Origin of the sequence: uncultured Acetobacterium sp., assembly GCF_927416815.1 — a bacterium.
Classification (GTDB): Bacteria; Bacillota; Clostridia; order Eubacteriales; family Eubacteriaceae; genus Acetobacterium.
On the sequence record NZ_CAKMJU010000007.1, the window covers coordinates 61,374 to 81,222 of the forward strand.

General features: G+C 41.7%; 17 protein-coding genes. 12 read left to right on the plus strand and 5 right to left on the minus strand.

Translation table 11 applies throughout. The annotated features are described in order from the left end of the window. Nucleotides 1-318 precede the first annotated feature (318 nt). From QZ998_RS01495 to QZ998_RS01505, 3 genes are all read left to right on the plus strand, one after another. Nucleotides 319-2,268, plus strand: coding sequence for an FAD-dependent oxidoreductase (locus QZ998_RS01495; protein ID WP_296557444.1), 1,950 nt, complete (start codon nt 319-321; stop codon nt 2,266-2,268). 309 nt (nt 2,269-2,577) lie between these two features. Further along, nucleotides 2,578-3,861 carry a hypothetical protein gene (locus QZ998_RS01500; RefSeq protein WP_296557446.1) on the plus strand — a complete coding sequence of 428 codons (1,284 nt, stop codon included), beginning with the start codon at nt 2,578-2,580 and terminating at the stop codon, nt 3,859-3,861. 291 nt (nt 3,862-4,152) lie between these two features. Further along, complete coding sequence (locus tag QZ998_RS01505) at nt 4,153-4,410, plus strand: hypothetical protein (RefSeq protein ID WP_296557447.1); 258 nt, start codon at nt 4,153-4,155, stop codon at nt 4,408-4,410. A gap of 126 nt (nt 4,411-4,536) precedes the next feature. Here the strand turns inward: QZ998_RS01505 and QZ998_RS01510 are convergent, their stop codons facing one another. Next, nucleotides 4,537-6,384, minus strand: coding sequence for a glycerophosphodiester phosphodiesterase (locus tag QZ998_RS01510; protein ID WP_296557448.1), 1,848 nt, complete (start codon nt 6,382-6,384; stop codon nt 4,537-4,539). A gap of 108 nt (nt 6,385-6,492) precedes the next feature. Next, nucleotides 6,493-7,158 carry an L-threonylcarbamoyladenylate synthase gene (locus QZ998_RS01515; protein ID WP_296557449.1) on the minus strand — a complete coding sequence of 222 codons (666 nt, stop codon included), beginning with the start codon at nt 7,156-7,158 and terminating at the stop codon, nt 6,493-6,495. A 147-nt stretch (nt 7,159-7,305) separates the two neighbouring features. Between QZ998_RS01515 and QZ998_RS01520 the strand changes: the two genes are divergently transcribed. Then, a complete protein-coding gene (locus tag QZ998_RS01520; RefSeq protein ID WP_296557450.1) occupies nt 7,306-7,704 on the plus strand; it encodes a hypothetical protein in 399 nt (132 codons plus the stop codon). A gap of 159 nt (nt 7,705-7,863) precedes the next feature. Further along, nucleotides 7,864-8,499, plus strand: a complete 636-nt coding sequence (locus QZ998_RS01525) for a DUF2179 domain-containing protein (protein ID WP_296557452.1) — start codon at nt 7,864-7,866, stop codon at nt 8,497-8,499. Nucleotides 8,500-8,619: 120 nt separating this feature from the next. Here the strand turns inward: QZ998_RS01525 and QZ998_RS01530 are convergent, their stop codons facing one another. Continuing rightward, the gene (locus QZ998_RS01530; RefSeq protein ID WP_296557454.1) at nt 8,620-8,952 is read right to left on the minus strand and encodes a hypothetical protein; all 333 of its coding nucleotides are present in this window, start codon (nt 8,950-8,952) and stop codon (nt 8,620-8,622) included. 441 nt (nt 8,953-9,393) lie between these two features. On the opposite strand from QZ998_RS01530, the gene QZ998_RS01535 reads away from it, so the two are divergent. Then, nucleotides 9,394-10,635 (plus strand): cache domain-containing protein, encoded by a 1,242-nt coding sequence (locus QZ998_RS01535; RefSeq protein WP_296557455.1) that lies wholly within the window; start codon nt 9,394-9,396, stop codon nt 10,633-10,635. A gap of 14 nt (nt 10,636-10,649) precedes the next feature. Beyond that, nucleotides 10,650-12,467 (plus strand): methyl-accepting chemotaxis protein, encoded by a 1,818-nt coding sequence (locus QZ998_RS01540; protein WP_296557456.1) that lies wholly within the window; start codon nt 10,650-10,652, stop codon nt 12,465-12,467. A gap of 124 nt (nt 12,468-12,591) precedes the next feature. Here QZ998_RS01540 and QZ998_RS01545 read toward each other — a convergent pair whose 3' ends face one another. Further along, nucleotides 12,592-13,530 (minus strand): CHAP domain-containing protein, encoded by a 939-nt coding sequence (locus QZ998_RS01545; RefSeq protein WP_296557457.1) that lies wholly within the window; start codon nt 13,528-13,530, stop codon nt 12,592-12,594. 832 nt (nt 13,531-14,362) lie between these two features. On the opposite strand from QZ998_RS01545, the gene rsmA reads away from it, so the two are divergent. Genes rsmA through QZ998_RS01560 form a run of 3 tightly spaced genes read left to right on the plus strand, consistent with a single transcriptional unit; the run spans nt 14,363 to nt 17,131 of the window. Beyond that, nucleotides 14,363-15,256, plus strand: coding sequence for a 16S rRNA (adenine(1518)-N(6)/adenine(1519)-N(6))-dimethyltransferase RsmA (rsmA, locus tag QZ998_RS01550; protein WP_296557458.1), 894 nt, complete (start codon nt 14,363-14,365; stop codon nt 15,254-15,256). Between the two features lie 19 nt (nt 15,257-15,275). After that, a complete protein-coding gene (locus QZ998_RS01555) occupies nt 15,276-16,334 on the plus strand; it encodes an ABC transporter ATP-binding protein (RefSeq protein WP_296557460.1) in 1,059 nt (352 codons plus the stop codon). Continuing rightward, entirely contained in the window at nt 16,331-17,131 is an 801-nt protein-coding gene (locus QZ998_RS01560) for a hypothetical protein (protein WP_296557461.1), read from the plus strand. The genes QZ998_RS01555 and QZ998_RS01560 overlap by 4 nt, the downstream gene beginning before the upstream one ends. A gap of 135 nt (nt 17,132-17,266) precedes the next feature. Here QZ998_RS01560 and QZ998_RS01565 read toward each other — a convergent pair whose 3' ends face one another. Continuing rightward, a complete protein-coding gene (locus QZ998_RS01565) occupies nt 17,267-18,160 on the minus strand; it encodes a fumarylacetoacetate hydrolase family protein (protein WP_296557463.1) in 894 nt (297 codons plus the stop codon). A 320-nt stretch (nt 18,161-18,480) separates the two neighbouring features. On the opposite strand from QZ998_RS01565, the gene pyrB reads away from it, so the two are divergent. Both pyrB and QZ998_RS01575 read left to right on the plus strand, forming a co-directional pair. After that, a complete protein-coding gene (gene pyrB, locus QZ998_RS01570) occupies nt 18,481-19,407 on the plus strand; it encodes an aspartate carbamoyltransferase (RefSeq protein ID WP_296557464.1) in 927 nt (308 codons plus the stop codon). Continuing rightward, entirely contained in the window at nt 19,404-19,838 is a 435-nt protein-coding gene (locus QZ998_RS01575) for an aspartate carbamoyltransferase regulatory subunit (protein WP_296557465.1), read from the plus strand. Before pyrB ends, QZ998_RS01575 begins: the two co-directional genes overlap by 4 nt. Nucleotides 19,839-19,849 lie beyond the last annotated feature (11 nt).

Here is a 19,849-nt window from a genome sequence, read left to right on the forward strand (position 1 = left end):
GTCATTTGGGTTTGGGTTGTGCTTTTAAATATAATTAAAGTAATTCTAAAGAGATGCTTTGTCAAGTAAGGTCCAGGATTAATAGCTGAGCCTTCGTAAAGCATCTCTTTTGGTGTTTTTAATATAGCGTCATCATTTTTCAGAACGAACAAATTTTCACATCTTAAATAGGCGGTTCGCTAAATGGCAAAAAATAAAGTCAAACATGTAAATATATACATGATATGATTGACATAATTGAATGATCATGTTAAGATTTTATCAAATCGACCACTTGATTATGACGAAACAAATAAAAAGTATTAAGGAGAATTGACGATGCAACGAAAATATCCAAATCTATGTAAACCGATTAAAATTGGTAATGTAACCTTCAGAAACAGAATGTTTGGGGCACCTATGGGAGGCACCGATATTACTGCTGACTGTACCATCGGCCCTAAATCAAAAGCTTTTTATGAACTGAGAGCCAAAGGTGGTGCCGCCGCAGTCACTGTAAGTGAATGTGTGGTTCATCCTGAAACTGAAGGCTCCCATATGTATCATCTCGATCTGCAAACGGTTGATTCACTGTCAAGCTTTACTTACACGGCTGATGCAATCCGCCGACATGGAGCCATTCCCTCTGTCGAACTGTCGCATTCTGGACAGTATGCCGGTACCTATCTGACCGACAAGGATAAAAAAGGTGGTATGGCTCAGTGGGGACCCAGCGTCGGAACCCGTCCGGACGGTAGACCGGTTAAAGAATTGACTCAGGAACTGATTGATGATATTGTCGCTGCTTATGGACGAGTTGCCGGATTGGCGAAACGGGCAGGATTTGAAATGATCATGGTGCATGGTGGTCATGGCTGGCTACTGAACCAATTCCTTTCGCCCTTTTTCAACCATCGAACCGACAAATACGGCGGTCCACTGGAAAACCGGGCGCGTCTGGCCTTAGAAGTCCTCGATAGCGTTCGAGCCGCAGTTGGTCCTGGGTTCCCGATCGAATTCCGAATGAGTGGTTCTGAGTTTTTCGAAGGCGGCTATACCCTTGAAGAGGGCGTTGAAATTGCCAAATTGGTCGAATCCAAGGTGGATTTATTGCATATTACCGCCGGCACCTATCAAAGTGGATTTGGATTAACGCACCCATCGATGTTTGAACCGCATGGTCGCAATGTTTATCTGGCTGCAGAAATTAAAAAACATGTCTCGGTTCCGGTAGCGACCCTGGGCGGTCTGAATGATCCTGCAATGATGGAAGAGATTATTGCTTCTGGGCAAGCGGATATTGTTGAGATGGCTCGGGCGCTGTTAGCCGATCCCTTTCTGCCACGAAAAGTGATGAGCAATCAGGATGCCGACATTGTTAAATGCCTGCGCTGTTTTACCTGTATGGCCGAACGGGCAGTCACATCGACACGACGCTGTACGGTTAATCCATTAATCGGACGCGAAATGGATGGGACTGAAATTATTCCCACCGCCAACCCGGGAAAAGTATTAGTAGCTGGTGGCGGACCAGCCGGACTGGAAGCGGCGCTAACGGCAGCTAAACGGGGGCACCAGGTTATTCTTTGCGAAAAAGGTGATACCTTAGGTGGAATCCTTAAAGGCGAACAGGCAATACCATTTAAATATGAAATGTATGAACTTGGTGTTACCCTGGAAAAATTGGCCAGAGATGCCGGTGTTGAGATTCGCTTAAACACACCAGTAACAAAAGAATATGTTGATCAGGAAAATGTTGATGCCTTAATTGTGGCAGTCGGCTCGGAGCCGATCGTTCCAGCAATTCCTGGTCTGGACGGCGACAATGTGATTGTTGTCAATGACTACTACAAGAAAAAAGATCAGGTTGGGGATACCGTGGTTGTTTTAGGTGGCGGTTTGGCCGGTTGTGAAGCGGCCATCCATTTTGCCCGTGAAGGTAAGACCGTTAACCTGATTGAGATGAGACCAGAATTGGCACCAGATGCTAATCTTCGCCATCGCCCGCTGATGATGAATGAAATTGCAAAATGTGGCATTGCTGTTCACACTGAATTAAAAGGATTACAAGTTACCGATCAGGGGGTTGTCAGTGAAGATGTCAATGGCAAGGCAATCTTGGTATCAGGAACGACAGTCATCTGTGCCCTGGGACAAAAACCCCTACGCAATATTGCCGAAACCTTGGTTGATTGCGCCCCCTATGTCATCGAAATTGGGGATTGTGTAAAAGCATCCACCATTACCACCGCTATTTACCAGGGCTACCACGCAGCTCTGGACATCTAATCCGGACTAGCATCGAACAAAAAATCAAACAACTTTAAAGCTGTACAAAATAAATAAACGTGATAGTTGAAACCTGTTCATATTAGCAAAAAACCGCCCACCGGCGGTTTTTTGCATTAGTTCTGATAACTGGGCAGTTGCCATCCAATAAATATGGAATAATCCATCGACATTTTTCTGTGATTATGGTATCTTAATCATATGTGATGATGCAAACGAGTAAAACAGAAAGGCACGATACCAAAGATTTTAAAGAATAACTGCCAATCTCAACAATTCATCAAAATAGAGTTTGAAATGGAGAAGAAAATGAAGCGAATATCAAAGTTTTTATCGCTGCTGATGGTTGCGGCGATGTTGTCGCTGCTGATTCCGGTCTCAGCTTTAGCTGCTGAAGAAGCGGTAAGTGGACAAGAATCACCCAACGAGTTTGGCCTGGTTATAGTAACAACTGAAGCGGCCGATACGGAGACCGTGTTACCAGAAGAAACAGCAAACAGTTCCGAAATTGCCTCGCTGCCGGTTGATGCAGAAGTATCAGTGCCGACAGATAATAGTCCTGAAACCAATGTTGTTTCAGAGCAACCGGTTATATCAACCATTGAACCGGAAACGATCGAAACCCAGGCAGCTACATATTTGTGTTTAACCCAGAATGGTGTGATCATTGATGTCCTGGCCACCAATACCGGATCGGACTATGCATATGATGCAGCTGCTAACGAATTGACATTAAATAATTTTATTGGAGAGAAGTTGGATGTCAAATCGGCAGCAGTTCCCTTTAAACTCGTCCTGCTAGGAACCAATATTATAAAAACGGATAATGGTTTTGCCGTTAAGGTTGATGGTGATATGAATGCCAGCGGGACGGGCATGCTGATTGCAGAAGGACAGGCGACCCCTGATATAATGGGGGGTGGCATCAACGTCGTTGGAAATCTGGTTATTGACAGTGGGAACTATGATATTGCAGCGGTCGGATATGAAAGCTCCAGCTCAGCGGTTGGAATCCTGACCGGTGATAATGCTGAAGTTATGACAATGGGGAATCTCACTATCAACGGTGGAAACATTGATGTAACCGCATATAATAGCGATTATGCCGGAGCCTTTGGTTTGTTTGCTTTTGGCGATTTAATTGTCAATGGCGGAAATATTGATGTTTTCACCGATAGTCCAAGCAGTTACAGTCGCGGTATCGGAGCCTATGATAAACTGGTATTTAACGGCGGATATACAGTTGTCGAGTCGATTGCAGATCATGGCGATGCTGGCGCTTTATTCTCTTATAATCAGATTATCATTAATAATGGTATTCTTAATCTCTGTACATCCGGAGCCATCGCTAAGGCTCTTGTGGCCGAAGGCAGCATTGATATCAGCCCGATTTATGGGGATGTCGATCGTGATGCGGCCTGTTTGTATTTGGAACCCCTTTCGGCTCAAACATTCAAAAAACAGCATGCCAGTTCAGCCAATCCCAAAACCGGAGTGGATGCTACCGCATCGGACGCTGCTGTAGCGGGAGCAGCTCTGATCATGATGATCGGACTTGCTTATACTCTGGGTAAACGAGAGATGCAGGTCTAACATTTTACGAGTAGATGACTGAATTTATAATTATCGATATTTTACAGCGGCCGTTCTGGCCGCTTTTCTTTTATGGATCTGCAAAAAATAACGTTGGAGAGTAAATAGAAGCCATTACTGACACAAATAAAGCCTTACAGCCCGCACAAAACGAGTTGATCATTGATACGCTTTTTTAATGGTAGCGTTAAATTTAGTTCACAACCATCCTGATTCTGTGATATTATGCACTTGTAATGTTTTAGAACAAATGTTATATCAGCAATAAATACAGTCAGAAAGAAGAAAAATATGTTAAATCAGGAATACATTGAAGCGCAAGCGGTTATGAACCAGGCCAAAAAAGATCTGGAAACCATTTTTGACCAGGTTAAACCGCAAACACCAGAAGATCAGGAAGCGCACAACAGCTTATTGAAACTGATCGATCAATTAAAAAGTATGGATGCTTATTACAATCATCTAAAAACAGCTAAAATCGAAGCATTGTCTCCAAATGAGAAATTATTTACCAATCTTATCAAAAGGAACAAAGAAAACCTGAAGTAATCTCTTCAGCAGAGATTACGTCAGGTTTCAGTTTGGAACAACCATAGGAATAACAAGCTAATTGCATTAGTCGCACATCTGGAGATAACAATACATTGGGGTAAAATTGTTTGCTTGGTCAAGCAATTATAAAAGTAGATCTGCAAAAAGATAATCATTGATGCGGTCAATCAGTTCCCGTGGTCTGATCATTTGATCAACGATTTTCCGGGTCTGCGTGACGTCGTCGGTGATAATGTTATCAACGCCGATTTTGACCATTTTTTCGGTCAATTCCTGGGATTCGACTGTCCAGGCTAGAATTTCCTTGTCATCGCGATGAATGGCTGCAACTAATTCGGGGGTGACAAAGGTTGATTCAATGCTGTAAATATCAACAGGCAGTTTTTGAATATCACCAATGGCCAAAGCGGTAATGTAAGCCCGTTTAAGATCAGGATCGACGGTAGCAACCTTTTCGAGTGTGGGGTAATCCAGAGAGGCAAGAACACATTGATCGGCAAAATCGTTCTGATTGATAACAGCTATCGTAGATTCGACCAGACTGGCTTCATGACCGGTCGGCTTAAGTTCGATATTTAGATGAATCTTTCCTTTGCAAAGCTTTATCGCTTCGTCAAGAGTGGGGATGCGTTCATATTTAAATTGCGGATCAAACCAACTGCCGATATCCAGATCCTTGATGTCCGCAAAATTTGATGACCAGATATTCAGATCCTTTCCAGAGATGCGCTTAAGGTTATTGTCATGTGAGACAACAACGACGCCGTCCTTGGTTTGAGCCACATCGATTTCAGCATAATCAGCTTCCTGGTCGATAGCCTTTTGCAAAGCGGCCAGCGTATTCTCAGGAGCCAGGTTAGAACCACCGCGATGGGCAGTTATTTGCGGTCCCGTTAAAAAATTGTCGTTAAAGGTTTCCGAAAAGGTATTAAAAATAGCGATACTGTTTAATATAATAAACAAAACAATCATGATTATGCTGATCGACATAATCGTTTTTCTTTTTATTTTAATTTTATATTTGTCTAATGGAGGCGGTTCAGGATTAACCATCACCTTGGATAAGGCTGAATACTGATAATAAAACTGCGAGACCACAGCCAAATTGATGGAAGTGGTCAGTAACGAAAAAACGGTAAACAAACCAGACACCAGAAAACCGAAGGCAGCAATAAAAATCGATAAGGCCAGCGGGTGTTCGAGGATCAGCGCCAATACCAAGAAGGCGATGATTTCAAGCATAATAATCGAAATAATCAGCAGCACCACAATAAAGAGGTTAAAAGACAAGACAAACAAAATAGTCTGCCAAAAATGGCCTTTAATCAAATGACTACTTTTTTTAACCGCCTGAAAAAAATCTTGATTCTCCAGGGTAAAATAATGGAATGAGAAAATCCAGATGATCGAAACCAGTAGCATGACCAGTGATAGTGACGTGAAACCAACTGTGTACATGGGGTTGGCCATGATATAGTTCATAATAAATTCTGGAATTGAGATTTCAGAAATAAAATTGGAAGACAATGAAAACTCAGTTAAAGGAATGATGATAAGAATAAAAATGACGAAGGGAAAATTCTTAACCTTTATTATTTTAATCGCTCGTTTAAAGCCCTCTTTGAATAATTGAATCAATTGAACCTTACGCCGAAAATGACTTTCATTAAAGAGAAAGATTATCGTGGTAAATTCCAGCAGACCAAAAAAAGCGACAAGAACAGCAAAGCCAATAAGAGTCAACAGAAAAAAAGGATTAGTTATAGCCTGGCTGAAATTTGAACCGCTTAAATAGGGAAACCCCAACAGGTTGATGATTCTGTTAAACAGAAAAAAACCTCCGGGATAAATAATAATGGCGCCGGCAGCGGTATAGAGTGCTTCAAAAAAAAGAAGATGTAAAAAATTAAACTGAATAAGCGTGAATATTTCTTTGCTACGGCTAAAAATGCCGGATCGTTGTTTATCCATGATGCGCAGTCCTTTCTCTTTTTACAGTATAAGCATGTCGAAAAACGTGTTTTGTTACATCCCAATGAAATGTAGGAATACTTGCATTCTCCAAAGTTTGGATGAGTGTTACTCTAAACCATGTTCAGTGAGAATGGCTCGAATTTTTTCGAAGGGGAAATGATTAGCTTCCCGTCTGGATTCAACCGGTTTAGTCCGAATATCAATGTGGGGACTGGCATTGTCGCCCTTTGCAGGACCACCGTCAATGTACAGATCAACATTTTCTCCAAAATAAGCAATTGATTCTTCGATGCTTTTGGCAGCAAGTAGAGCCTTCGTATTGGAAGAGCTAATCGCGAGGATCCGATCACAGCATTCGTAGAGATCCCGAATGGGACTGCCTTGAAAATAAACCACAATAGCATCGGAAGAAGCAGTTGCGGCATCTAGCGGAGTTTGTGCTTTTTTTTGAACATACATACTAACCGGTGAAGGCGAAAAAATATCAATGATTTGTTGCTGGCGTTCATCAATCACCGCATATTCTGGAATTTTTGATTTATCCATGACGATGGTAATTGGTTTGTCAGCTGGACTATGACGAATTTCTCTTAATCGTTTCAGCGCGGATGCATTAAAGGCATCACACACCAGTACATAGATGGTTAGGGTTGGCATCACAATAACTTTACCATCTCGGATTGCCTGAGCTGCTTTTTGATAGGCTTTTGGACTGGCCTTGATAATTTGTACGTTTGAAGCGGTTTCACTAACTAAGTTTTTTGTATTCATCGGATAAGATTCTCCTTGTCGAATAATGCTTTGCTAATTTTGGTTGGTATTATTATATAATGGATAGAAATGATCTACAACACATTTGTTGCCTTATGAGTTGCCTTAAATTGCGGGATGAAAGGATGGTTTTTGATGATTGCATTGATGATAGAAGTATTTCAGTATTTGGGGATTTTGCTGATTATTATTTCGATGGTGAGAATGATAAGGTTAAAAAGTATTGAAATCAAGGGTCTCGAAGTTGAAGCGATCGTGGTAGACATCAATGAAAACAGGGTTCGAACTGGTCGCCAGGTATATGATGAGTATACACCGATTCTGGAATTCGTGGTCGCGGGAAAGGTTTATCAGAAAACAGCATTGGCCTCCCAGGGCGATAAACGCTATCATTTGGGTCAAGTTATCCGAATCCGCTGCAAACCGGGAAACCCTGAAGATTTTTTAATTCCAGGAGATCTCCGGTATTATTTTAATCCTGTTTTAATTGGTATGACAGGAATAATGATCGAAGTTCTGGTTTTCCTATTGATTCGATTTTTATAAAACGATTAAATGCTAGATTAAGATTCATAGCTGATACTATTAATAGAGCGATAAAGCTTTATGCAAAAATATGTTTGGACCTTTTGGTTGATAAGATGAAGTATCAGGCTTTAGACAAAATCAAATGATCCATTCCCGTTCTATAAGAAAGGAGTGGCGATGACGCGATTATTTTTAATTATTTTTATTCAATTGCTATATGTTCCGATGTTGACGCTTCGCACCATTTGCATGGTGAAAAATTTAAAAGTATTGACTGGTATTTTTGGATTCATGGAAGCGCTGATATATATTTTTGGCTTGGCAATCGTCCTATCGGGGGAGCAAAGCATTGTCGAGATGGTCGTTTATGCGATTGGTTTTGCAGCCGGCTTGACTTTGGGTATTTATATTGAACAGAAATTGGCGATTGGATTCACTAGCATCCATGTAAATATTGAACAGGAAAACCCAACCTTGATCGAGGTGTTAAGAAAAGAAGGCTTTGGCGTAACCGTTTATTTGGGTGAAGGAAAATTCGGAAAACGAACCAAGCTGGATATTCTAACTAGACGAAAATCAGAAAAGAATCTGTTGCAAATTATTGAAAAATATGAACCGAAAGCTTTTATTATGTCTTTTGAACCTAAAATGTTCCGCGGTGGCTACCTTGCTGATATGATGAATGTCCGTTTGAAAATGAAGATGCAACGAAAAGATCGCGAGGAGATGGAAATAAAAAGTGTTATCGAGAAAACGGTTGAAGAGATAAAAATAGAGACTGAAACACTTAAGAACGATTGGTTTGAGAACTAGAAAAGAATCAAACTAAAGTTCTTGGACGATACAAATACTAAGTTGAGAAACCAACTATTTCATGAAATAGTAAACAATGCAAAAAAAACAACGATGGTGGTGGCATCGTTGTTTTTTTGTTTAGATCGATTTGAATTTTATGGCCTTCATCTGGGTATCAAAGTAGAAATCACCGGCAGCAGAAACCATTTCTGACCAGTTCAGGAATTTGCTGTTTTGCAAAACCCAGGCGTCCATTACGGTAGCCGGGATAAGCTCAAAATCCTGCTGGGTGGAAACAGAAAATCCGGCTGATTGTAAAAAATCTTCTAGGCTGGTGAAAACAGTATGCTTTTTCAAAAAGGCTGGGGTTAGATAGTTTTTAATTAAATCAAGATCGTCACGTAGACCGATCACCGAACCGTCCTCTGTTAGCAGACTTGACTGGTCAGATTGAGTTTCAATGGTTTTCATTAGCTACCTCCGGGAAATTTAGTATGGTTACTGTTTATCATATATCGTTTTAATCAATGTGACAAGAAAAATCTGAAACTTTACGAATGTTGATGATTTAAGAATTTGTAATTTTGAAGCGAAAAGGAGGACTGCGTAAGTTACAAGTAGATTATCTGGAAGAGAAGCTTGTTAAAGACGAAATATTACCCTTGATATGAGGATGATTATGTCGATGATTGATAAGGATAATATTTTGCTGCTGTTTTGCAGTAGTATTCAATAACTACATCTGATTCATGTTAAAAATATTGCATGGTTGGAAGAAAGAGGGATCATAATTTTTAGCAAAACAGCTTTGAAGAACGCTTTAAAAGGAAATGTCAAAACTTGGTATATGATCGATGTCCCGTTTCAAAAATAGGACTATCTTTTATAAAAGTGAACAAAGGAGGATTTAAAATGCAAACAACTCAAAAGAAACAAATGAATTTGCTAACCCGGATACTTGTTTATATCGGTATTCCGATCGTAATTATTTATGGTATTTCATCGTTTATTACATTGTATAACGTGAATACATCAATTACCGGTTTGACTGAGAAACAGCTAGAGTCAGAGTCTGATGCGGCGGCCAATGAGATAGCCGGAGTTTTCACCAAATATCTCGAAATAACAAGACAAATGGCAGTTAACTCGCAGTTTGAAGATATGACAACAGAAGTAACCCCTGGTTTTGTACCAACCGCTGCTCAGGGATTTGCCAAGTCGGAAAAGTCACTATCCAGTGTAAAGGCATCTGATCCAAATATTATGGAAGCATGGATTGCCGATGCTGATTCGAATCAATTGCTTTTATCAGAAGGATTTTATGCAAGTCCCGATTGGATCATGGCTGAACGGCCGTGGTACATTCAAATGATCGAAGCTGGTGGAACGACCTTAACAGCACCTTATGTGGATGCTATGACCAACAAAATGGTGGTAACAGCGGTTTCACCGATCTATCGTACCGGCACTCAGGAAATTATCGGTGCAGCGGGGTTAGATTTTTCACTGGATAGCGTTTCAACGATGATGGGCGAATATAATTTAGGTGAAACGGGATTTTTCATTCTGGCGAGTGCTGATGGACAGCTGATCTATCATCCTAACCAGGAATATGGCAACACCAATATTACAGATGCGAATATGTCAGATAATATTAAAGATGCGGTTTTGACTCAACAGACCGGGGCGATCGAATATAGCAGTGATGGTACAAATAATCACGGCTATGTTGCGATGGTCGGAAATACCGGTTGGACAATAACCACCGGTCTTCCGAATAAAGAGTTTGACAGCGCTTATAATCTTATTCAGCTGATTACTTTTATCATTATGCTGATCGTTATAGCTGGAATGGTGATGCTGACAATTTTCACATCCAGAAAAATCGCCAAGCCAATCAATATGTTAGCAGGCGTTGCCAACAAACTGGCAGTCGGTGATGTCGATGTCAGTACCGATGAAATTTCTGCCATTAGCAGCGAAATAACGGAACTGACGGCGGCGTTTAGTGAGATGGCAGACAATACCAAAGAGCAGGCAATGGCAGCAAAAAGGATCGCCGCAGGCGATTTAACGATGGATGTCAACCCAAGATCAGATAAAGATGTGCTGGGAATCAGTATGGCGATATGGTCAAGTCTTTACGAGAGCTAATCCAGGAAACCGAAATGCTGACAGTCGCCGCTGTCGCTGGCAGATTATCGGTTCGTGGGAATACAGAAGCGCTAAGTGGTGGTTACCGAGATATCATCGCAGGCTTTAATGCTACCCTAGATGCTGTCATCGAACCACTGAATATGGCCTCGGGTTACATCGATAAGATTGGAAAAGGAGAAATCCCTGAAAAAATAAACCTTGAAGCCAAGGGTGATTTCGCTGATTTGAAAAATAGTATCAACTCCTGTATTGACGGATTAGGCGCCTTGACTGAAGGAAACGAAATTCTGGCGCTGATGAGCAAGAATGATTTAACAAAACGCATTGAAGCCAATTACTCCGGGATTTATGGTGAAATAGCCAAATCCATCAATACCATTCAAGATTCGCTGATGATCATGGTCAGAGCAGTGGATGATATTTCAAATGGGGATATGAAAATGTTGGATGGCTTAAAAGCGGCCGGTCAACTCAGCGAAAATGATCGCTTAATACCCGGTTTTATCAAGCTGATGGAAAACATCATCATGCTGCTAGAAGAATCTGATAGCATGGCCAAAGCCGCCGTTGCCGGCGATCTGAACAACCGGGCCGATGTATCGCGATTCCCGGGAGACTATGCCAAGGTAATCAACGGCTTTAATAACACCCTTGATGCCTTAACTGAGCCAATGCAGGAAGCTTCCCAAGTGCTTAATGAGTTGGCGCAGGGTAATCTCACGACGGCCATGACGGGAAGCTATTTGGGTCAAAACGGTCAGATCAAAGAAGACATGAATAAAACCATTACCTTCTTAAAACAGTATGTTCATGAAATTTCAGAAACGCTGGAAAAAGTCAGCGATGGTGATTTCAACCAGGAGATTACAGCTGAATATCTGGGAGATTTTGTCAATATTAAATATGCGATCAATGACATTACCGCCCATCTTAGTGAAATTCTGACTGAGATTGGGAACTCCGCCAACCAGGTAGAAGCGGGATCGCGACAAATATCTGATGGTGGTCAGGCGCTGGCACAAGGAACAACTGAACAGGCCAGTGCAATCCAGCAATTATCCGCTTCCATTGATGAAGTGGCTGAAGAAACCAAGAAAAATGCGCAAAACGCCAACGCTGCCAATGAGCGAACCCTTGATGTTCGGGTAACGGCCGAAGAAGGCAACAAACAGATGGGTGATATGGTCAATGCGATGGAAGAAATCAATGAATCCTCCAAAAATATATCCAAGATTATTAAGGTCATTGATGACATTGCTTTCCAAACCAATATTCTGGCTCTTAATGCAGCGGTAGAAGCGGCTCGAGCCGGCCAGCATGGAAAAGGCTTTGCGGTGGTCGCTGAAGAGGTTCGTTCACTAGCGGCCCGGAGTGCCGAAGCCGCCCAGGAAACGACTGGTCTGATTGAAGGCTCGATTGACAAGGTCGAATCTGGAACAAAGATTGCCAATGATACCGCTGATAGCCTGGAAGAGATTTTGAAATCAGTCGCCAAAGTAACCGATCTGGTCAGCAACATTGCTCTGGCATCCAATGATCAGGCCACCAGCATTGCCCAGATTACTCAGGGGATTGAACAGGTATCCCAGGTGGTTCAAACCAATTCAGCAACGGCCGAAGAAAGCGCCGCTGCCAGCGAAGAATTGTCTGGCCAGGCCGAACTGCTCAAAAATATGGTTTCTAAGTTCAAATTAAAAGGCAAATCAAGCAGTAGCGCAGGTAAGAGACAAGCCACTGTAGCGACTCCTCAGATAAAAACTGCCCAAACTAACCAACAGACAGCACAACCGCAGATTTTGTTGGATGATATCGAAATGGATAAATACTAAATACTGGCACTGATGATTTTATCATCGTCAGTCTGACCGGAACAATCGCTTTAAGCAGAAAAAATCCTTCCAGTGACGTCGATTAACGTTATCTGGAAGGATTTTTTGTTTTGGTAGCGGGTGCTTAGCTTGCTTGAGCAACTTTACCCAAGCTGGTAAAGGTGTCGGCCTTTGTAATCAAGGTAGCAGTCATAGTATAATGACCGGCTTTGTCATAAGCATAAACATGGACATTATAATCACCAAGTTCAGTATTGTGATCACTGTATGGGATAAAGACGCTGGCCACATTGCCGGTAACGGTTCCTTGATGCCAGATTAAATCATCCTGACCGCCATTTTCAGTCCACACTGGAAAGAAAACTTTATCGATGCCGCTTAAGTCATCAGAAACCAGGGCGGTGACCTTGATTCCTTCACCTTGATAGTCGGTAGCTAGTACATCTGATAGGGCTGGGGGGCTTGTGTCCATTGAGGCGTCAATATAATCGCCGAGATAGATGTAACCCTGGAAACCGCCAACAGAGGTAGCATCTTCAGCACCGATAGTATAGCTGTAATTCTGGAAATAAACGCCGCTGTAGGTTGATTCGGAAAGGGTGACCGTATTACCATTAATCGCCTCAACAATGGCTACATGGCCGTCTGAACTACCGCCCCAACAGATCACGGCGCCAAGTTTGGGGGTCGATCCGGAGGGATAATAGCCGGTGCTTTGATTATAAGCCCACCAGGAATTTGCATTACCCATGCGTAAGTTTGGTATGGTTCCCAAAATTTCATATGCCCGGCCAAAGGCGTAGGCGGTACAGTTTGGCATACCGTAGCCACCCTGGGCATAAGGGTTATTGGCAAAGAAATAGGCATTATCAGCGGCTGGTGCTGTGGCTCGTGCTGAGAATAAGCTGGGCAGGGGGGCAGAATTTTCGGAAGTATCAACGGCCACGGCAATTGGCATTGAATCCACCTCGGCTGCTTCTGCTATAACGGCACTTGGGGCGATGCCCAGGCATAAAGCAAAGGCAAGGCTTACACAGGCGTTCTTTATTAAGTTTTTCTTCATTTGACCTCCAATGTCAAAACATGATGGTGTCACGATGTTGACGTGACTTAAATGCATCATTGATTGTTGCAATTTATTTACAAATTAGCAATGTGTATAATACATTAGAGCTGGACATTTTGCAAGTTGATGATTAAATCCATTTAAGAAAGTGCAAAAATAAGTCGATCTAAACTGATTGGTATTGACAAAGAAATGGCTTTATTAAAGGGAAAACGTTCGATGATCGGCAATCGGATCAAAAATTAATGAAGAATCATTTCTAAAAGTGATTAATTTAGCATTAAGCAAAATTGAAATAGTTTGTAGGAAAGTAAAAATAAGAGTCGAGCTTGAGTCATGATGACGTTTTCTTTTTTAGCTAAATGCCATCAGCTTTCTAATAAATCTACAGAAAAAATTTAGCTTTTCAGAAATGTTGCCAACAGCGAGCTCCTGAAAGGGTGATAAAGCATATCAGGCAATAAAAAAACGATGGGGTTGACGGTTGTTTGAGTCGTTAAACGCGCATGATATTTTGAGAAGCTTCTTTTATTTCAAGGAAGTAATATGGTGTTAGCTATATTTATCACTAGCTTAATCGATGAAAGGCAAAAGCAGGATACTTCGACATAGAATATTGGAAGATTTGCGAAAAGAAAGATTTGACGCTATAATGGTTGAAGATATCATAAATAGCGCCTTAAATGTCCAAAAGCGCGTGCCTTTCCGCGTCGAATTCGTGATAAGGTCTTCCCGCGGGATTAAATTAGGTGTATAATAATCAAGTTATAAAAAAAAACTTCTGAGGACTCTCAGAGTGCGTTAATATTTACAAAACGAAAGGAAATGAATGGAAAAATTAACTTCACCACGGGTCATTGAAGGATTGCTAAAAAAATATGATCTCCACTTTAATAAACGTTTTGGACAAAATTTTCTAATTGATGAAAATATTGTTCAAAAAATTGTCAGAGCCGGAGATGTAAGTGAAAGAGATCTAGTGCTTGAAATCGGTCCGGGGATTGGTACCATGACTCAGGCGCTCAGTGAACATGCCGGCAAGGTTGTGACAGTAGAAATAGATAAAAAACTGATACCGGTGCTTAAGGAGACGCTTAAAGAATGTGACAATGTAGAAATTATCCAGGGCGATATTCTAAAAACTAACGTCAAGGAGGTACTAGGCGATCATCTTACTACCATGCCGCTAAAAATTGTGGCAAATCTACCCTATTATATTACGACTCCTATTATTATGGGTTTTCTGGAATCAGATCTGCCAATTGAGAGCATGACCTTCCTGATACAAAAAGAAGTGGGCGAGCGTCTGTGTGGGGTTCCCAGCACAAAAGCCTACGGATCGCTAAGTATTGTAGCACAATTTTATGCCGATATTTCGATTGATTTTGATGTGCCCTCCCATGTGTTTATCCCCAAACCCAAGGTCGATTCGATCGTCGTAACCTTAAAAAAACTGGCAGTTCCTAAAATAGAACTGGAGAATAAGGAATTGTTTTTAGCGGTTGTCAAAGCCAGTTTTCTGAATCGACGAAAAACCTTGATCAATGGGCTGTCGATGAATACCCCATTTGACAAAAGCGTCCTGCTTGAGGTATTAGAGATCTGTAATATATCACCGGGAATCCGGGGGGAAACCCTTACCGGTTCAGATTTTGGCCGCATTGCCAATGAACTGAACAAACGGATTGACCAATTGGTTGATCCCAACGATAAAACGGAATAATGTTTGTAAGGAGAAAAAAATGATTGAATTAACCGACGTTACCCTTAAATATTCAAGCACTAAAGGTATTTTCAACTTAAATTTCAAGGTTGAAAAGGGTGAGGCTTTTGGTTATGTCGGCCCAGACAATGCCGGCAAAACGACCACCATTCGGATGCTGATGGGATTGATCCGCGCTGGCCGGGGTAAAGCCACCATTGATGGGTTAAACTGTTTTTCCAGGGCATCTGCGATTCAAAAAAATCTCGGTTATGTCCCTGAAGATGTGGTTCTTTTTGATAATATGCGGGTAAAGGAATACCTCAATTTTATTACTCAGATGCGCGGCATGTTTGGACAGAAAGACGCCAAGCTCAGAGATTCGCTAATTGAACGGTTTGAAGTGGAAACCCGGGGAAAAATTGAAAATATGTCAACTAGTATGAAAAAAAGGCTAGCTTTCGTTACAGCTATGATGCATGATCCCCAAACCCTGGTGCTGGATGAACCGACTAGCGGCCTGGATCCGCTGATGCAGTCCCGATTCTTAGACCTCATTCTCGAAGAAAAACGCCGCGGAAAAACGGTGTTGCTGTCAACCCATCGCTTTGAAGAGGTGGAACGAACCTGTGACCGGGTTGGGGTTCTTAAAGAAGGCCATCTGGTCGAAAACATGGACATTGTCAGCCTTCGCGCCGAAGAAACAAAGGCCTATCTGGTTAAATTTTCAGCACCGCCGAATCTCGAGCAAATTAAAAAGTATGGTTTCGGTTATCTGCAGTTTTCACAGAGCGACTACGAAATTTTTGCTCCGGGTGATCGGATTGATGTTCTGATGAAGGTTTTATCCCATGAAAAAGTATTAGTATTTAATTCAAAAAATCAATCCTTGGAAGAAATTTTTAAGAAGCATTATCAGAAGGAAATAAATCACCATGAGATCAAAAAAGAAGTGAAAGAAAAAAAACTGATCGAAAAACCGCAAGAAAGAATGAAAGAAAAACCGCAGGAAAAACGAAAATTGCTGGCTGAAAAGAAAACAAAAATCAAAGCTCAGCCAGATCAGGAAGAAAAAGTTCGTGAGGTGACAAAAGCATGAGTATTCCATTATTTCTTAAAAATATCAAAAACAACACCCTGTTATTGTTCGTTTTTGTCGCTCTGATGTCTATTTATCTGGCCGTCATTATCTATATTTATGATCCCAGCGGGGTAGGCGCAATGATGGATATGATGTCAATTTTACCGACTAGCCTGGTAAATGCCATGGGCTTTGGTACCATTGAAAGTGGTCTTACCGGATTTATTGCAAGTCTCTTTTACGGTTTTCTGATTTATCTCTTTCCAATGGTCTACTGCATTATTCTGGCCAACCGACTGGTCGCAAAATGGGTTTATGAGGGGTCGTTTACCAGTTTGCTGTGTACCCCAAACAGTCGGATTAAAATCATTGTGACTCAGGGGATTTATCTGCTGGCCTCGATTGCGGTTTTGTTTACGGTGCTCTTTTTAGTTGGCTATGCCATGAGTGAACAGTTTTTCCCGGGAATGCTTGAAGCAAGAGTATTCTTAAAGCTGAATTTGGGAGCCTGTCTGATGACCATGACGATCGCGATGTTCTGTTTTTTCTTTTCCTGCTTGTTCAACAGTTCAAAACCGGCGTTGTTCTTTGGTGCGCTGATACCGATTGTTTTTTTTATCTTAAACATTCTCAGTAAGTTGTCTGAACGGACTGAATTCTTGGGAAAATTCTCCCTATACAATAGTTTTGATGGTCTTGCGATTGTCAATGGTCAGGCCAATACCACGCTCATCATCAGCGGTTTCGCCGTCTTTATTGTGGTGCTGTTTGTGGCCGCAGTCGGGGTATTTAGTATAAAACGTTTGCCTGTGTAGAACGCAAGGTAAGATTATATGTTTATAGGCAAACACTGGGTTGCGAAAACATCATGCCTTAGTATTAAAGCCAGCATCATCTTGGGACGGATCCCAAAGAAGATGCTGGCTTTTTGTAAGGGTGTTCATTTGTCGTTATTCAATGGTGTTTCGCAGGATCCCGATTTTTTCGATTTCGGCTTCAATCTGATCCCCATGCTTGAGGAATTCGGGCGGATCCTTGGCAAAGCCGACACCGGCGGGAGTTCCAGTAAGAATGATATCTCCCGGCATGAGTGTCATTCCTTGAGACAGGTCACTGATAATTGAGGGAATGTCAAAAATCATCTGACCGGTATTGGAGTGCTGACGCACCTCACCGTTAACGCGGCAGGTGATGTTCAGGTCAAAGGGAATTCTCAGATCACTCTTATGGAGGATCCGAGGACCCAGTGGACAAAAAGTATCCAGGGATTTGCCCTTGTACCATTGCGAGTGCTTTTTCTGAAGATCCCGAGCCGTTATGTCATTGGCAATAGTGTAACCAAAAATATAATCTTCAGCTTCTTCTTTAGAAATATCACACCCTTCTTTGCCAATGACAATGGCCAGTTCCACCTCATAGTCGATCTGCTTGGTAGCCTTGGCATGGGATAAAATCACCGTATCCGGGCCAGTGACTGCGTTAGATAGTTTAGAGAAGTAAATTGGATTTTCAGGCACTTCCCCCAATGAGGGAATGTTTTTAATTTCCTGAGCGTGGTCGGCATAGTTTTTGCCCAGACAGAAAATATTTCTTGGCGGTTTGGGAATCGGAGCCAGCAGCTTGACCAGTTCCAGATCGATCCCCAGATTCTGATGTAGAGTCATGATTTCTTTGATCTCTGCTAGCAGTTCATCAGTAGCCAGTGGAATAAAGTCAATCAGAGGCTCCGGAAATTTAAGACCCAACAGTTTACCAATGGTTGTTATGGGTAATACCTTTGTTTCATCAGCGGTTAGAATGCCGCCTTCACTAAATGCGTTATATTGATACGTTACGAAATACATAGAATCCCTCCTTTTTTTATTATCATACCATTATCTGCCTTGAAATTCCAGTCAAATCATAGAGTGTGTGATCTTCGACTAACTGAAGTTCAAAGATTATCTTAAAATTACAGCTTCTTTTAATCAAAGTCCATTGACAATTTTGGTTAATTAAATTATGATTACTGTAATTGATTATGCAGGCTTTATTAAGCAAGGCATAGAGGTGCAAAAGGAACGATACATTTAATGAGGGAAAATGCCTGTTAGAAAGTATGCCGCTATTTTTATAAAGCGGCTTGTTTTTTGCCCATAATTGTGTTTATCATAGGAGGAATATTATGTTAAAAGGAAGACATTTAATTGAGCCTGGAGACTTTCAACTAAACGAAATTGAATCGATTATGCAGCTGGCTGATAATATTATTGCAGATCCCGAGGGTTATTCTTTGGTTTGTAAGGGGAAAATATTAGCCAGCCTTTTTTATGAGCCTTCTACCCGGACGCGGTTTAGTTTTGAAGCGGCGATGCTGCGTTTAGGCGGCGAAATCATCGGCTTTGATGATCCTAATAATTCGTCGGTATCGAAGGGCGAAAGTCTGGGTGATACCATCAGAACCATCGAGTGCTATTCAGACATCGCCGTGATCCGGCATCCCCGTGAGGGAACAGCCCGGCTGGTGTCCAAATTTGCTAACGAAATGCCAGTTATCAATGCTGGTGATGGCGGCCATGAACATCCCACCCAGACCTTGACCGATCTGCTGACGATCAGGAAATACAAGGGTGGCTGCGACAACCATGTGGTAGGGGTCTGTGGTGACTTACTTTTTGGTCGAACGATTCATTCCCTGGTTAAAATGCTGAACCGCTATCAGGGGGTTCGGTTTGTTTTTATTTCTCCCACCGAACTTAAAATGCCGGCTCATATTCTTAATCAGTTGGATCCCAAAACCTATCAGGAAATTACCAGTCTTGATGAGGTTATCGGCGAGCTGGATATTCTTTATATGTCACGGGTACAACGGGAACGGTTTGTCAACGAGGAAGAATACCTGCGCTTAAAAAACTATTATATTCTCGATAAAAAGAAAATGAAGGCGGCCAAGCAAGACATGATCGTCATGCATCCCTTACCCCGGGTAAACGAAATATCTACCGAGGTGGATGAGGATCCCCGGGCGGTTTATTTTGCCCAGGCTAAATATGGAATGTATGTACGAATGGCACTGATTGCCAAACTTCTGGGAGTGGAGGATAAAAAATGATCAACGTATCAAAACTAAAAAAAGGTATTATCATTGACCATATTGAAGCGGGACACGGTTTTGAAATTTATAAGGAACTTCATCTCAATGACATTGATGATGTGGTCGTTTTGCTTAAAAATATCCCCAGCAAGAAAATGAAACAAAAGGACTTAATCAAAATCGAAACCGACATGCAAATTGATATGACCGTACTCGGTCTGATTGATCCCAATGTTACCATTAACTTTGTGAAAAATGGCGAGCTCTACAAAAAAATAAGTTTAACCTTGCCGAAAGTTGTTAATGGCATAATGACCTGTAAAAATCCCCGTTGCATTACCCAGTACGAGGATGTCAAAGACATTCAATTTTTTCTGGTAAATGAGGAGAAAAAACAATACCGCTGTGAGTACTGTGACGCCTATACCACCTTTATCGAAGAAGAATAAAAAAGGAGGAA